This window comes from Soonwooa sp. T0.1_25, assembly GCF_057652215.1.
The window spans coordinates 46,214-62,333 of record NZ_JBYFBZ010000001.1; the positions used below are offsets into that span (position 1 = coordinate 46,214).

Annotated in this window: 17 protein-coding genes; 12 read left to right on the forward strand and 5 right to left on the reverse strand. The window is 34.9% G+C overall.

The window, feature by feature from the left end:
* The first annotated feature begins 8 nt into the window (after positions 1 to 8).
* Entirely contained in the window at positions 9 to 722 is a 714-nt protein-coding gene (locus AC23MB_RS00205; protein WP_487786235.1) for a biotin--[acetyl-CoA-carboxylase] ligase, read from the forward strand.
* Here AC23MB_RS00205 and AC23MB_RS00210 read toward each other — a convergent pair.
* Genes AC23MB_RS00210 through AC23MB_RS00225 form a run of 4 tightly spaced genes read right to left on the reverse strand, consistent with a single transcriptional unit; the run spans position 716 to position 4,053 of the window.
* Positions 716 to 1,810: an LptF/LptG family permease gene (locus AC23MB_RS00210; protein ID WP_419308976.1), complete on the reverse strand. Its 1,095-nt coding sequence runs from the start codon at positions 1,808 to 1,810 to the stop codon at positions 716 to 718. The two genes, AC23MB_RS00205 and AC23MB_RS00210, sit on opposite strands and share 7 nt — an antisense overlap.
* Before the next feature lie 15 nt (positions 1,811 to 1,825).
* A complete protein-coding gene (gene tgt, locus AC23MB_RS00215) occupies positions 1,826 to 2,959 on the reverse strand; it encodes a tRNA guanosine(34) transglycosylase Tgt (RefSeq protein WP_487786236.1) in 1,134 nt (377 codons plus the stop codon).
* Positions 2,960 to 2,969: 10 nt separating this feature from the next.
* Positions 2,970 to 3,278: a DUF4296 domain-containing protein gene (locus AC23MB_RS00220; protein ID WP_487786237.1), complete on the reverse strand. Its 309-nt coding sequence runs from the start codon at positions 3,276 to 3,278 to the stop codon at positions 2,970 to 2,972.
* A gap of 58 nt (positions 3,279 to 3,336) precedes the next feature.
* Positions 3,337 to 4,053 (reverse strand): polyprenol monophosphomannose synthase, encoded by a 717-nt coding sequence (locus tag AC23MB_RS00225; RefSeq protein ID WP_487786238.1) that lies wholly within the window; start codon positions 4,051 to 4,053, stop codon positions 3,337 to 3,339.
* 117 nt (positions 4,054 to 4,170) lie between these two features.
* Between AC23MB_RS00225 and AC23MB_RS00230 the strand changes: the two genes are divergently transcribed.
* The 8 genes from AC23MB_RS00230 (at position 4,171) to AC23MB_RS00265 (ending at position 11,884) form a co-directional block, all read left to right on the forward strand.
* Positions 4,171 to 4,812 (forward strand): DUF4271 domain-containing protein, encoded by a 642-nt coding sequence (locus tag AC23MB_RS00230; protein ID WP_487786239.1) that lies wholly within the window; start codon positions 4,171 to 4,173, stop codon positions 4,810 to 4,812.
* Between the two features lie 24 nt (positions 4,813 to 4,836).
* On the forward strand, positions 4,837 to 5,577 hold the full coding sequence (locus AC23MB_RS00235) for a uroporphyrinogen-III synthase (RefSeq protein ID WP_312321628.1): 741 nt from the start codon (positions 4,837 to 4,839) through the stop codon (positions 5,575 to 5,577).
* Positions 5,578 to 5,661: 84 nt separating this feature from the next.
* Complete coding sequence (locus AC23MB_RS00240; protein ID WP_487786240.1) at positions 5,662 to 7,698, forward strand: S9 family peptidase; 2,037 nt, start codon at positions 5,662 to 5,664, stop codon at positions 7,696 to 7,698.
* Between the two features lies 1 nt (position 7,699).
* The gene (locus AC23MB_RS00245; RefSeq protein WP_313028548.1) at positions 7,700 to 8,044 is read left to right on the forward strand and encodes a hypothetical protein; all 345 of its coding nucleotides are present in this window, start codon (positions 7,700 to 7,702) and stop codon (positions 8,042 to 8,044) included.
* A 152-nt stretch (positions 8,045 to 8,196) separates the two neighbouring features.
* Entirely contained in the window at positions 8,197 to 9,735 is a 1,539-nt protein-coding gene (locus tag AC23MB_RS00250; protein WP_313028532.1) for a sensor histidine kinase, read from the forward strand.
* 66 nt (positions 9,736 to 9,801) lie between these two features.
* A complete protein-coding gene (locus tag AC23MB_RS00255; protein WP_312321631.1) occupies positions 9,802 to 10,488 on the forward strand; it encodes a response regulator transcription factor in 687 nt (228 codons plus the stop codon).
* 30 nt (positions 10,489 to 10,518) lie between these two features.
* Positions 10,519 to 10,962 (forward strand): hypothetical protein, encoded by a 444-nt coding sequence (locus AC23MB_RS00260; protein ID WP_312321632.1) that lies wholly within the window; start codon positions 10,519 to 10,521, stop codon positions 10,960 to 10,962.
* 46 nt (positions 10,963 to 11,008) lie between these two features.
* Entirely contained in the window at positions 11,009 to 11,884 is an 876-nt protein-coding gene (locus AC23MB_RS00265) for an SH3 domain-containing protein (RefSeq protein ID WP_487786241.1), read from the forward strand.
* A gap of 26 nt (positions 11,885 to 11,910) precedes the next feature.
* Here AC23MB_RS00265 and AC23MB_RS00270 read toward each other — a convergent pair whose 3' ends face one another.
* Positions 11,911 to 12,696 (reverse strand): murein L,D-transpeptidase catalytic domain family protein, encoded by a 786-nt coding sequence (locus AC23MB_RS00270; protein WP_487786242.1) that lies wholly within the window; start codon positions 12,694 to 12,696, stop codon positions 11,911 to 11,913.
* 152 nt (positions 12,697 to 12,848) lie between these two features.
* Between AC23MB_RS00270 and AC23MB_RS00275 the strand changes: the two genes are divergently transcribed.
* The 3 genes from AC23MB_RS00275 (at position 12,849) to AC23MB_RS00285 (ending at position 16,108) form a co-directional block, all read left to right on the forward strand.
* Positions 12,849 to 13,229 carry a hypothetical protein gene (locus AC23MB_RS00275; protein WP_487786243.1) on the forward strand — a complete coding sequence of 127 codons (381 nt, stop codon included), beginning with the start codon at positions 12,849 to 12,851 and terminating at the stop codon, positions 13,227 to 13,229.
* Between the two features lie 68 nt (positions 13,230 to 13,297).
* A complete protein-coding gene (locus AC23MB_RS00280; RefSeq protein WP_374330313.1) occupies positions 13,298 to 13,690 on the forward strand; it encodes a heavy-metal-associated domain-containing protein in 393 nt (130 codons plus the stop codon).
* 18 nt (positions 13,691 to 13,708) lie between these two features.
* Positions 13,709 to 16,108: a TonB-dependent receptor domain-containing protein gene (locus AC23MB_RS00285; protein WP_487786244.1), complete on the forward strand. Its 2,400-nt coding sequence runs from the start codon at positions 13,709 to 13,711 to the stop codon at positions 16,106 to 16,108.
* Positions 16,109 to 16,120: the final 12 nt, after the last annotated feature.

Consider the following 16,120-nt stretch of genomic DNA (forward strand, 5'->3'; position numbering starts at 1 on the left):
TTTCTTAAATGACCGATCTAATTTACAAATCTGAAGTAACTTCTACAAACGAAGAAATTCTTGACCTATTAATTAACACTCCAGAACACTTGGCGCTGTACAGTTTTAACCAAACTAAAGGCCGTGGACAATATGGAAATGTATGGAATATCCAAATTGACAAAAACCTCGCCTACACCTTTGCTATAAAAACGAAGAACATAAATCTTGACGATGTCAGCTTCAATTATCGTACCGCGCTTATTACACGGGATTTTATAGCCAAAATGACCAAAAGTGCTGTCAATATCAAATGGCCGAATGATTTAATTTTAAACCAAAAAAAAATCTGCGGCATCTTAATCGAAAAGAAAAAAGTAGCACACGAAAGTTATTTTATAATCGGGATTGGTATTAATATTTTGCAAGAAAACTACGACAACCTCCCAAAGGCAGGCTCCATTTTAACCACGACTGGTCAAGCTTTCAATATTAAAAACTTTACTGAAGCTTTTCATGATTATTTTAAAAATGAAATTTTAAAAACAACTGATGATGCGGAAATTCTAAATAATTTCAACCGTCATTTATTTAGAAAAAACGAAATTTCGGTATTCGTAAAAGATGACATAAGACAAAATGGCATAATAAAACACGCCGATGCCGATGGTTATCTTTGGGTTGATTTTGAAAACGATGGTCTACAACGCGTTTTTCACAAACAAGTTGAGCTACTTTATTGATTGGCCCTCTTCCAATAAAGATAAAATGCGATGGGACCAAATATTATATTCGGGAGCCACATTGCAAGAAGGGGTGACATACTTTTGTTTTCAGAAACAACGCTTAAGGCTTGGAAAGAAAACACAAACACGAAGGCTAATGCGATACCAATAGCAAGATTAATCCCAAGTCCGCCACGCTTTTTTTGCGAGGACAACGACAAAGCCAAAAAGGTTAAAATTATAATAGAAACAGGCATCGAGGTGCGTTGATGCAATTCATTATAAAAGGTATTAACGTTGTTATTTCCTTTTATTTTTTCTCGTTCGATAAGCTTGATAAGATCAGGTGTAATTTTATTCTGACCAACTAATTTGTCCGGGAAAAGCTCTTCTGGTGGCAATCCGAAATCTTGCTTTTTTTGATCACCATCAGCTAGCTTTTCGGAGTCGTCTTTTTGCGGCCAACGCTCCATATAACTTGTTAGCAAAAAGGATTTTGACTTCGCGTCCCAAGTAACGTCATTCGCGATAATCTGGTATGTTAACTTTTTATCCTTGTCAAATTTTTGATAAAGATAACCGAAACCTTTCTTCTGTTCGCGGTTATAATTATTAATAAAAATATACTCGAAAGGGTTAAGATTGGTTGCAATTGTGGTGTTACCCAACAACTCGTCTTTGTTAACTTGGTTGTAGGTGTAAGGTTCTAATTTATTCTTTTTAATATTAGCCCAAGGCAAAATAAAATGATTGGTCGCTAGAGCAAAGCCCGCAATAATTAAAGATGCAATTAAATAAGGTTTTGCAAAACGATGAAAACTAGCGCCACTACTGATAATTGCAACAATTTCGGTATTATTAGCCAACCTCGATGTAAAGAAAATGACCGAGATAAAAACCAAAATCGACATAAAAGTGATAATCAAATTAAGGATCCAAAACGGATAGAAATTCACCAAGAAATAAGTCACCGAAAAACCATTGTTTTCAATACGAGGTGTTTTACTCTGGACATCGATGATTAATACAATTATCGACAAAAGCGCCAACATAAAAAAGAGGGTGCCAAGATATTTTTTGATAATATATGCGTCGATAATTTTCATATAACCTACGAAGAATTAAAGTCTTTGTTTAAGTTGAGGAATAATAGAATTTTTCCATTCGTAAAAATCACCAGCAACAATATGCTCTCTCGCAACCTTCACCAAATCTAGATAAAACGCCAAATTATGGATCGATGCAATTTGTTTTGCTAAATATTCTTTCGCAACAAATAAGTGACGAACATAGGCTTTGCTATAATCGCGATCCACAAAACTTGTCCCAAACTCATCCAAAGCTGAGAAATCGTTTTTCCACTTTTCGTTTTTCATATTGATAACACCTTGCCAAGTGAATAGCATCGCATTACGCGCATTTCTTGTCGGCATAACACAATCCATCATATCAACGCCAAGCCCAATACTTTCTAGGATATTCCAAGGTGTACCAACACCCATCAAATAACGAGGTTTATCCTTTGGAAGAATATCAGTTACCTCATTGGTAATTCTGTACATTTCCTCCTCAGGTTCTCCAACAGAAAGACCACCAATAGCATTACCTTCGGCACCAGCTTCAGAAATAACTTCTGCAGAAATTTTTCTTAAGTCCGAATAAGTTGAACCTTGTACAATCGGGAATAAACGTTGCTTGTGCCCGAACAATTCTTCATTTTCTTTAGTCCAATCCACACATCTTTTTAACCAACGATGTGTCAATTCCATAGACAATTTTGCTTGGTTATATTCGCAAGGATAAGGCGTACACTCATCAAAAGCCATAAAAATATCAGCGCCAATCTGACGTTGGATTTCCATTGATTTTTCAGGAGAAATAAAATGGTAACTTCCGTCGATATGCGATTTAAACTTAACACCTTCTTCCGTCATTTTTCGACTTTTAGAAAGTGAAAAAACTTGATAACCACCGCTATCTGTTAAGATTGGACGATCCCAATTCATAAATTTATGAAGACCTCCTGCTTGTTGCATAATATCCATACCTGGACGCAACATCAAGTGGTAAGTATTTCCTAAAATAATTTGTGCGTTGATATCGTCTTTCAACTCGCGTTGGTGCACAGTTTTAACACTTGCAACGGTGCCAACCGGCATAAAAATTGGCGTTTGAATATCGCCATGATCTGTATGTAAAACCCCAGCTCTAGCTTTGCTTTGGGATGTTTTTTCAATTTCAAAAAACTTCGACATTATATTTCTTCTAGTTCGTCTTTTCTGGTGGCAAGTTAGCTTGCTCTTTCTTTTTGATATAGTCTTCGAGTTTTGGTTCTTTTTTAAACAAATACTCTTTCGACTCTTCTACAATAGCATCCAATTGATCTGTTGCTACATAATAGGTATAACTTTCACTAAAATCTTTAGATGTTATTTTATATTTTTTGAGAAGAAACTTAGTTGCTCCTTCTCTATTATCTTTTTGATTGAAAATATAGCTTTGATCATTGATTGCAAAATCTGCCATAATTTCTGCCATTTGATCTTCGGGAATTAAGTTTTTGGGCTTATCCATTAATTTGGAACAAGCCATCAAAACAAATAATATTAAAAAAGACCATTTTTTCATAAGTCTATAACTTACCGAAAGTACTTTTCAGTTTTAAATCCAAAACGCCAAATACCGCTTCTTTGATGATGCCGCCATTCATTTTGCTTTCGCCTTCTGTTCTGTCTGTAAAAATAATTGGAACTTCTTTTATTTTGTATCCTTTTTTAAAAGCACGGAATTTCATTTCAACTTGAAAACCATAACCTTTAAGTTTAACATTATCAAGTCCAATACCTTCTAAAACTTTTCTTGAAAAACATACAAAACCCGCCGTTGTATCGTGCACAGGAATTCCTAAAATAAAACGCACATACTTCGAAGCAAAATAGGACAACAATACTCTAGACATCGGCCAATTAACAACATTAACGCCTTTACTATAACGCGAACCAATTGTCATATCAGCATCCAAACAAGCTTCATATAATTTAGGAAGATCATTTGGATTATGTGAAAAATCGGCATCCATTTCAAAGATATAATCGTAGCCATTATCTAATGCCCAACGAAATCCATGAATATAGGCTTTCCCTAGTCCATCTTTAATTTTTCTGATTGTAAGATGAAGCTTTTCGGGATATTGTCCTTGTAAAGATTTAACAATATCCGCCGTGCCATCTGGTGAAGAATCGTCTACTACCAAAACCTCAAAATCTCCGTCCAATGCCATAACAGCAGCGATAATTCGTGCTATATTTTCCTTCTCGTTATAAGTTGGTATAATGACCAGTTTCTTCATTAAAAAAAATCAATGTGCAAAGATAGTATTTTCGAAGCATACAATAATCTCACCAATCAAAATTCGACAATCGATATTTGGCTTTAATTATTTCCGTATTTTTGCAAAAATTTTGAAGTGGTAAGACTTTACGAACAACATGATTGGGTAATTTTTTGCATCTTAGGTTGTATTTTCATCTTCATTTTTAGTTTTATTTTTCTTCATCGCGATGCTTCCATCAAAGAATTTTTACTACTAAAAAAAGACGAGAGCAGCAACGTTGTATTGTCATGGATATTGACGTCCATTGTATTTTGCGTGATGTCAACAGTCGCTTTTTCGCAATTTGTACCTGTTGTTCCAAAATTTATTACAGATTTACAAATCGGTGGATTTACTCTCAACAAATTTGGTTTTGTCTTCATTAGTATTGTTTTATTTTTTTTAATTAAAACAATAATGACCTACTTTTTCTTCACAAGTTTGGGCTACAACAAGCTGCTAATTAACCTTTATCTACTGGCAAACAAGTACTATTTTTTGAGTAGCATTTTGTTAATTATTGCATCTTTTACTTTTTTCTACTTCCCAATAGATGAGTTAAAATACCTTTACATTACGATGATTTCGGTATTATTCTTATTTATTTTAAAACTATTTCTTTATTGGTTTAACAAACCTCAAACAATGCCAAACGAATGGTATTATAAAATTTTGTATATTTGCACCCTCCAAATAGCACCCTTGTTTGTGCTTTGGAAATTTCTTTTTAGCTAATTAATAAAAGACATTCAAAAACACATGAAAATTAAGTCTATATTGGTTTCGCAACCAGCTCCCAAAGAGTCTTCTCCATATTTGGAACTTGCGAAAAAAGAGAAAATAAAAATTGATTTTCGTCCTTTTATCCATATCGAAGGTGTGGATGCCAAAGATCTTAGAACCCAAAAAATTGACCTTTCTCAATACGCAGGTGTAATTTTTACGAGTAAAAATGCTATTGACAATTACTTCCGTTTAGCTCAAGAAATGCGTTTTACGGTGCCAGACACAATGCGTTACATTTGTCAGTCCGAAGCGATTGCCAACTTTATGCAAAAACATATTGTGTACAGAAAGCGTAAAATTAGTTTTGGTGAAAAAACCTTTTCGGATCTTACACCGCTTCTTAAAAAGCACAATACCGAGAAATATCTATTACCTTCATCGGACGTTCTTAACGATGACATTCCAAGAACGCTAGATAATGCTGGTGTAGATTGGACACGTGCGATTATGTACCGTACCGTTTGTAGCGACCTGACAGATATTGACATTAACGAATATGATATGTTGGTGTTCTTTAGTCCACAAGGGATCAAATCTTTGAAACAAAACTTCCCTAACTACGAGCAAGGTGATAAAAAAATCGCTGTATTTGGACCAACAACTCAAGCTGCTGCAGAAGAACACGGCTTAAGAGTTGACGTTATGGCTCCAACAAAAGAATCGCCATCGATGACAATGGCAATTGAAAAATACGTTAGAAGTTTGAACAAATAAAATCAAACGCATCTATAAATTTACAACCACTTGTCCTACATGGAAGGTGGTTTTTTTATTAATTTAGAACTTTAGTTTTTCTATATGAAAGCGCCTCAAGCAAAGAAAATCGACCATATTATCGAAAAGCACAAAGACGTGCGAAACGACCAATATTACTGGATGAACCAACGTGAAAGCCCTGACGTTTTGCAGTATTTGGAAGATGAAAACAAATTCGCGGATTTTGTAATGCAGGATACTGAAACTTTGCAATCCGAACTGTTTGAAGAAATGAAAGCGCGCTACAAAAAAGATGATGCATCACTGCCCTATTTTTTTAACGGCTATTGGTATATCGTGCGTTATGAAGACGGAAAAGACTATCCTATTTTCACAAGAAAAAAAGAAACCCTAGAAGCAGAAGAAGAAATTTTACTTGATGCTAACCAATTAGCTGATGGTTTAGAATATTTTGAAATTGGAAGTTTGACTGTTAGTCCTGACAACAAAACCCTAGCATTTTCTTACGATAAAATTGGAAGAAGAATTTACCAAATCAATTTTAAAAATTTAGAAACTAAAGAACTTTACACTGATAAAATTGAAAATAATACAGGAAAAATTGTTTGGGCGAATGACAACGAGCATGTATTCTATATTACTAAAGATGAAAGTCTGCGCGCTGATAAAGTCTATAGTCATAGATTAGGAGAGCCGGAAAATGTTTTGGTTTATCATGAAGAAGATGACACTTTTGATGTTGGCTTGTTCAAAACTAAATCTTTGGAATATATTTTCATTGCAACATCTAGCACCAACGAGGACGAACAACGCTTTATCCCAGCAGATAACGTTAATGCCGAATGGACAATTATCCAACCGAGAACTGAGGACCTCGAATATTCTGTCGAGCATTATGGTGATTTGTTCTATATTATTACAAATACTGATGATGCCACTAATTTTAAAATCGTAACAACACCTGTTTCGCAACCAAGCAAAGAAAACTGGACAGACCATATTCCGCATCGTGAAGAGGTGTTGTTGGAAGGTTTTGAAATTTTTAAAAATTATTTTGTCATTGAAGAAAGAACTGAAGGTCTTTTACAAATTAAAATCATCAACAACGACTCTGGAAATGCGCATTATTTAGAATTTTCAGATCCAACTTATACCGCCTACATCGGCATCAATTTAGAATTTGATACCAAAATTTTGCGTTACGGATACACGTCTTTAACCAAACCAAATTCGACTTTTGAATATGATATGGAAACCCAAACTTCAACATTGTTAAAACAACAAGAAGTTTTAGGAGGAAAATTTGACGCTGACAATTATATCTCTGAAAGAATTTGGGCAACAGCTCGCGATGGTAAAAAAATTCCTATTTCTTTAGTTTATCATAAAAACACTGCGAAGAAATCGGACACTCCTTTATTACTTTATGGTTATGGAAGTTATGGTGTGACGATTGATGCGACTTTTTCGAATGTTAGATTATCACTTTTGGATCGAGGTTTTATTTATGCAATCGCTCACATCAGAGGAGGAGAATATCTTGGTCGCGAATGGTACGAAGACGGAAAAATGCTTCAAAAGAAAAATACCTTTACCGACTTTATCGATGCTGGAAAATATTTAACAGAAATCAATTACACTTCTCCAAAACATCTTTATGCAATGGGCGGAAGTGCTGGGGGACTTTTGATGGGCGCCGTTATTAATATGGAACCCAAACTTTTCACAGGTGTTGTGGCGCAAGTTCCGTTTGTGGACGTTGTTACTACAATGTTGGACGATAGTATTCCTTTAACGACAGGAGAATACGACGAATGGGGAAATCCAAATGAGGAAGAATATTATCAGTACATGAAATCATATTCGCCGTATGATAATATTGTAGCGCAAGATTATCCAAATATACTGATAACGACAGGCTTCCACGATTCCCAAGTTCAATATTGGGAACCCGCAAAATGGACAGCAAAACTTAGAGATTTAAAAACCGATGATAATATATTAATCTTTAAAACCGATATGACATCTGGTCATGGTGGCGCAAGTGGCAGATTCGAAAGCTTAAAAGAAATCGCTTTGGAATATGCTTTCCTTTTAAAAATTGAAAATAAGAATTAATATGAATGAAGCAGAAATCTGGAAAAAGATAGAATCTTTTTTCGAAAATAATTTTGATACCGAAAAAAATCCACCCATCGAAAGCATGCTTTTCTTAATTGGCGTGCAAGAGCTTGGCAGTGGAAAACAAAAATATACCAAAGACGACAAGGTTAACCTCATCCACATCGCGGTTTGCAGACTTTTGGAACCTTTTGGTTATTACAAATTTTCACATTATATTGATGGTTGGCCGCAATATGATGAAACGGATAATCTTCCAGAACTAAAACCAAATGAACAAAGCATCTTGATGCGAAAAGCAATTGTACAATACTTTTTGGATGAAGAAATCCCTTTGGACTAGCTTGAATTTCAACTCATTCTAAGCGAAACCATTTACGATTCACGAAAAAATGTTAAAAAAATAAGATTTAAGAAACAAAATATATTTTTTTAGCACAATATTTGTTATCTGCATATAGAATCGTTTAATTTTAACTTTTCAAAAACAATTCAATGAACAATAAATTCATTCCGATTATCTCTGTTTTTATGACGATATCACTCATTGTGTTCGTCTCATTGCAGTTATATTGGATTAAAGAATTATATGGCGCGCTGGAGCAAGATTTTTCTAATAAAGTCTATTCTGCCTTAGAAACTTCTTCGGAAAAAATACAAGAACTGGAAGTTGACAAATATTACAACAAAGATTTTACAAACTTAAAATCAGAAATTGTAAGCAACAATCAGCCGACGCAGACTTATATTCAGCAGACTAAAGATTCTGCAAACAGAACCTCGATTTTGTTTCAAAAAAGCATCATCGAAAAACAACAAATCCCAATTTCTAAGCAAGGTGACTCTCTTAATATCACCAAATTATACAAGGATGAAGGTTTGTACAAGATTAAAAAACAAAGTCCAGAACTACTGACTTCACAAATCGGTAAAGACCTAGACAACAGCACATTACAACTGAAAGAATTTGCAAAACTAAATGCCAGCAACCTTCCAATTGAACAACGTGTTGACAATAAAACGATTGATTCTGTTTTAACAAAAGAATTAAAATTAAAAGGTATTGACACCAAAATAGGTTTCGGCGTGATCGATAAAACCAACAAGTTAACATCGATTAGCAACAACACTTATTTGGATCAAAAAGATAAAACCAACTATACGTATCCTCTTTTTACAAACAGTAAAGACCAAACATTATACACGTTGGCTTTGGTGTTTCCGAGAAAAGATTACTCGTTGGTGAGACACAACTTACCAATGTTGGTGGGGACTTTTGTATCATTGTTGACGATTTTGGGGATTTATATTATTTCGATCAACTATATGATGCGTCAGAAAAAAATTGCTGATGTCAAAACAGACTTTATCAACAATATGTCACACGAATTCAAAACGCCTTTGGCAACGATTTCGGTGGCGACAGATTCTTTATCAAACGATAAAATAGCAACTGATCCAGAAAAGGTCAAATACTATTCGAGCCTAATAAAACAAGAGAATCTAAGGATGAAAAAGCAAGTCGAAAATGTTCTTAATATGTCAAAATTAGAACGTAACGAGATGCAACTATTTTTAAAAGAAACCAACGTCCGTGAGTTGATTAAGAAGATTACTGAGTCTTTCAAATTAATTGTTGAAGAACGTCAAGGTATATTAACAACCAACTTTACAGCGGAGAAATATAATTTTAAAATAGATGAATTCCATTTTTCGAATGCTTTGGTTAACTTATTAGATAATGCTAACAAATATTCGCCAGACACGCCAGAAATCACTATTAAAACCAGAAATGATGGTAATTGGTATGTCATTGAAATTTCTGACAAAGGCATGGGAATGGACGCAGAGAACAAAGCGAAGATTTTTGAAAAATTCTTCCGCGAAGAGACTGGCAACATCCATAACGTTAAAGGTCAAGGACTTGGACTTTCTTATGTTAAAAAAATCATAGAAATCCACCACGGACAAATACAGGTAGAATCTCAAAAAGGAAAAGGTAGCACATTTGTTGTTAAACTGCCTATGAGTTAAAATACAAATCAAACAATTAAATAAAATAGGAAGCAATTCCGATTAACCAATTAAAATATTAAGGCTATGAGCAACAGAATATTATTAGTAGAAGACGATCAAAGTTTTGGTGCGGTTCTTAAAGATTATCTTAGCATCAACAACTTCGAGGTGACTTTGGCGACAGACGGAGAAATGGGTCTTAAGGAATTCACAGAGAAAGAATTCGACATCTGTATTTTCGACGTAATGATGCCGAAAAAAGATGGTTTTAGCCTTGCTGAGGACGTTAAAAAAATTGATAAAAATACACCGATTATCTTCTTAACTGCTCGTAACATGAGAGAAGATATCTTGAAGGGTTATCAAATTGGTGCTGACGATTATATCACAAAACCATTTGATACAGAACTTCTTCTTTATAAGATTAAAGCAATTCTGCAAAGAAGCGCAGTTTTAGAAAACGAAGATCAGGAGCAATTCAAGGTTAGTGATATTTTCTTCGATTCTATGTTAAGACAACTGCGTGTTGGCGAAAAAGAATACAAGCTTTCTCCAAAAGAGAATGAACTTCTTAAGCTACTTTGCTTACATCGTAACGACTTCATGCCTAGAGATTTAGCTCTTAGAAAAATCTGGAAAAAAGAAAATTACTTTACCGCAAGAAGTATGGACGTATATATTGCTAAACTGAGAAAACTTCTTAAAGATGACGAAGGTTTAGAAATTATCAATGTTCATGGTGAAGGTTTCCGACTATTAGTGAAAAACTAATTCTTTTGTATCTTTGAGAAAATATAAGTTATGAAATCTCAAATTTTTAGTCTAGCAATAATCTGCGTTTCTGTTATTTCTTGTGGGAAGAATGATAAAATCTCTCCAACACCAGATAACAAATCAACTGAAGTTGCAAAAATTGATAGCACGAATACAGAAGCTAAAACTGAAGTTGCGCAGCCAAATCAAGTTCAAATTGCAACTCCAGCACCAACAACTGCTGGACTAAATCCTGAACATGGCATGCCTAACCACCGTTGCGACATTCCTGTTGGACAACCGCTAAACTCGGCACCATCGCCGGCGCCTGCAGTTGGTATGAATCCAGCGCCAACGGTACAGCAGATAACGCCTGTTGCACCGCAACAACCAGCTACACCACAAGCGATTGGACCAAAACCCGCACTTAATCCGGCACATGGAGAGCCACATCATGACTGTGCAATACCTGTCGGAGAGCCACTTACTTAACAATATAAAGCCTGCTAATTACAGGTTTTTTTTGAATAATTAATTTATGTTACGTTATTTAATATTTAGTTTTTTATTTACGATTGGATTTGTCAACGCACAAAGCGACGTCGCTTACGCTTATGTTGATAATGGCTTGTATGCGAATTCGGTTTTTAATCATCAAAAAAATGAAATGATTAAAGTCTATGTTGACCAAACCAAAATCCGTGAGCTTCCAACTTTGACATCAAAAGTTGTCGACAGTGTTTCACATAACAAAAGTTTAAAAATTATAGAACTGACGGGCGCTGTCACTCAACTTGGCGAACGAGCAGCAAATTGGCTACGCGTTGCATACGATAACAAGACTGGTTTTGTCTGGAGTGGTAATCTTGCAATTTCTCAGTTTTCAAAAGACGGTGTTGACATTCTGTTTGGTATTCCTTCAACGGAAATAAAAATAAATCCTGATAACATTAGCTACAAAGGTCTTGTTGGCGGTATCAAATATTTTAAAAATGAAACTCTGGTTTCAGAAAAGAATTTTGATGCCGGAACCACAGAAAATCTCTCTGCACATTCTCTAACTGTTGAAAAAGCAATTCGATTGAAAAATATTGATTATACCATTAAAACTATGGTTTCGGGAGAAGCTTGCGGAATTCCAACTTACGAACAGACGATTTTTGTGACTAAAGATAATTTGATTTTGTTACCTAAAACTGAAAGCGTTGCTGATGGCGGAATTTTCTATCATTCCGAAAGTATCGAATTGCCGAGCGCAGAAAACAAACTAAACAATCAATTCTATTATATTTTAGAAAAAGGACAAACCGATGATAACGATGTGACGACTGGCGAAAAGATAAAAAACCTTTATCAGTGGGACGGTCAAGATTTTAAAAATATTAAAACAATAAAAGAAGCCATCAAATCATGATGGCTTCCTTTCAATTATTATTTAATCTATTGCTTTGCAAGAACCTCGTTTGACAAAGGTTCTGCCACCTTCAACCACTCGGATTGTGAAAGATAATTTTGATCTGGATAATAGATAAACAGACAAGTCTTATCTTTAATTCTATCAATAATTGGTGCAGCCAAAGCTCTTGGCACAGCTGGACAACCCCAACTTCTACCCAATCTCTTTTCGGATTTTATAAAATCTTCACTTACATAATCGGCGCCATGCATTACAATAGCGCGCTTCATAGCGGCATCATTGTAACCTTTATCCATCCCAACTAATCGTAAAGAATAGCCATTGTCACCATTGTAGGTTGTTTCTGTGACATAAAATCCCAGACTAGATTGGTGAGAATTTTCTGTGTTGGAAAAGTTAGAAGCGAATTCTTCACCCGTCCCTTTACCATGTGCAACCAATGAGTTAAAAAGCACGGTTTTTGTTTCTACATCAATAACCCAAAGTCTTTTTTTGTTAGACGAAAGGCTAAAATCGCAGACACTTAACAATCTCGCATCTTGGTTAAGAGCGCCTGATTTTTTTAAATTTTGAAACCCTAAATAAGCTCTATTAAAAACATCAAAATTTAAAACATCATTACCTTCAAAAGAAATCGAATTGTAGATCGTCTCTGCTGATGTTGTTTTGTTTTCCTCTTTGCTTTTTTCAACCACAACAGTCTTGTCACTTTCTTTGGTTGTTGTTGAAGTTATTTTGATTTTTGTACTAGGATAAAAAGATGTTCCTAGCAAAAATACCGAACAAAGAAAAATTGGGAGTCTCTTCATATATACTTTACATTTGCGAGGGCAAAATTACAATTATAAGATTATCAAAGGATTATACATCACGAAGTTTAACTAAACTTTAATAATTTTTAACTTAAACGAATTTTCATTTATTATATTTTTTGTAGTTTTGCAATGATTTGTTAAAATAAATGTTCAGAAAGTTATTATTTTTCGTTAGTCTGTTCTGTTTGGGAAGTATGGTTTTCCCAATGCAGGTTATCGAACTTTCTATTGCTGATGACACTTGTTGCGAAATGACAACCAACTCTGATGATTGTTGTACAAAACACTCTGAAGAAAAAGACGCTTGTCATACAGACTCCAAATCGGACAACACCAAAGACTCTTGTCAAGACCATTGTCAGCAATGTCACACGTGTCATAGCTGCTACATGCCGTTATTTTTAACAGATTTTAACGCAAAGAATAGTCTTGCTAATGTTTTTAACACTCAAAAAACATTTGGGTATTCTTTTAATTTCATTAATAATAATTTCTTTAACATTTGGCAACCGCCCAAAATAGCTTAATTGTATTATCACAGGCTTGAGAAGTATTTTTTCGAGCGAATTTTATTATCAATTAAATTATTTTAAAAATGAAATCTATTATTAAATCAGGGATTTTCATCCTATCTATATTTTTATTTTCAAACTTTTCAGCGCAATCCAAAACCGAAACTTATCGTGTAGAAGGTAATTGTGGTATGTGTAAAGATAACATCGAAACTGCAGCTAAAGCAGATAAAAATGTTGAAACTGCAACTTGGGACAAAAAATCAAAAGTCTTAACAGTTACTTACAAAACAGCTAATACTTCTGTCAATAATGTTTTGAAAAACGTTGCTGATGCAGGTTACGACAACCAAGCTTTCCGTGCGGCTAACAAAAAATATTCTTCGTTAGAAGAATGTTGTCAGTACAAGCGTCCAGACAATTCTTCCAAAATGTCTGCGGATTGTGATCCTAACAAAGTTTGTAAATTAAAATAACCTCCGAATTTTTTTCAAATGAAATTTTTAAATAAAAGTGTTCTCACTTTTGTTATGCTACTTTGTTCCATAACAATTTGGGCACAAGAAACTCTGAAAACAGAATCTTTTTACGTGCGAGGAAATTGCATCTCTTGTAAAATGCGTATCGAAAAGGCTGCCAAAGACATGGGAACTTCCTCTGTAAATTGGGATGCCAACGAACAAAAAATACATATCACTTACGATTCTACAAAAACCTCATCAGATAAGATATTAAAACATATTGCAGATGTTGGTCACGACAACGAAAAATACACGTCTGAAACTAAAGTCTATGACAAACTTCCAAAATGTTGTCTTTATGATCGTAACTTCAAATGGGGCGAAAAAAATCCACTTGTCCATATGGATGAAGAGGAAGAAGCTCCAAAACAAGCCACTAAAACTGAAGATGAACACGCTGGTCATGGGCATGACAAAGAAGCCAACCAAATTGATGGTGTAACGGTTACAAAAACTAAGGCAGCAACAGCTCTTAGCAAAAAAGAAGTTGGTTTGACATTTAATATCGATTCTAAGGAATTACTAAAAGCAGCTTGTTGTAATCTTTCCGAAAGTTTTGAAACCAATGCGACGGTTGACGTTTCGTTTAGCAATGCAGTGACTGGGACTAAACAACTTAAAATGTTAGGTCTTGACCAAAAATACACGAGTTTAACGAAAGAACTTCTACCAGAAATTCGTGGTTTGGCATCAGCTTATGGACTTAATTTCATTCCTGGAAAATGGATTGGCGGCATCCAACTGACAAAAGGCGGAAGCACAGTTGTTAACGGTTACGAAAGTATTACTGGACAAATTAACACCGAACTTCTAAAATCCAACGACGAAAAATCGGCGACAGAAATCAATCTTTTTGCAGATTTTGAAGGAAGAACAGAAGCCAACATTACGCATACTTCCCCATTATCAGACCATTGGAATCAAAGTATTTTGCTACACGGCAACGCAACTTTGGGCAATACGGATATGAACAAAGATGGCTTTCTGGATCGTCCAAAAGGCACGCAACTTAATGTTACTTACTTATTAAACTATAATGACCTTGATCATTCTGGTTTGGGATCGCACTTTGGCGTTAACTTTTTGCAAGATCAAAGAACTGCAGGACAAGTTGGCTATAACAAAAGACTTTCTCAAAAGGAACAAGATCTTTATGGTGTAGGGATCGACATTTCTAGATTTCAGGTTTGGAATAAAACAGGTTATGTTTTTAAAGGAAAACCTTACCAAAGTTTGGGCTGGATGAATCAATTTACTTATCATCAACAAGATAGCTTTTTCGGATTTAGAAATTACTTTGGAAAGCAATCGACTTTTTATTCCAATTTAATTTTTGAAAGTATTCTTGGAAATACCAACCACAAGTACAAAGTTGGTGCGAGCTTCCTATTGGATAATTACAACGAAGATTATTTAAACCAAAACATCGAACGTCAAGAGACGGTGCCTGGACTTTTTGCGGAATATACGTTGACTGGAGCTAAATATACGTTGGTTGCTGGTGCAAGAGTGGATTTTCATAATTTGGCTGGGACGCAATTTACGCCGAGACTTAATTTTAAATATGACATCACACCTCAAACAATCCTGAGATTATCAGGAGGGAAAGGCTTCCGAACAGCGAATGTTTTTGCAGAAAATCAACAATATTTCGCATCGAATCGTAAGATCGAAATTGTTAACAACGGTGGAAAAATTTATGGTCTAAAACCAGAAATCGCTTGGAATTATGGAATCAGCTTACAACAAGAGTTTAGATTATTTAATAGAAAAAACAGCATTGTTGCTGACGTTTTCCGAACAGATTTCCAAGATCAAGTTGTTGTTGACCTTGACCAATCGGCGCATAAAATTTTGTTCTATAACCTTGAAGGAAAATCTTTTGCAACAAGTTTCCAAACGCAATGGGACATCAACGCTGCGAAAAATTTAGATTTCCGTTTGGCATACAAATATTACGATGTGGCAACAGATTACATTAGTGGATTGAAGAAAGTACCTTTCATGGCGAAACACAGAGCTTTCTTTAACGCAGCCTACGCCACCAACAAATCCGAAAAAGGTGGTTTCTGGAATTTTGATGCAACACTTAACTGGATTGGAGAACAACGACTTCCAAATATGGGGCATAATGCTGCGGCTGGACATTTAGGAAATTATTCAAAACCATATACAACACTTAATGCACAGGTTTCTAAAAACTTTACTGATAAAATTAGAGTGTATTTGGGTGGCGAAAACTTAACCAATTACAAACAACACAATGCGATTCTTGATGCGCAAAACCCTTTCGGCAACAACTTTGACGGCGGAATGGTCTATGCTCCAATCATGGGAATCAATATGTATGTTGGTGTAGATTTTAAGTTTTAATATTTTTAAATA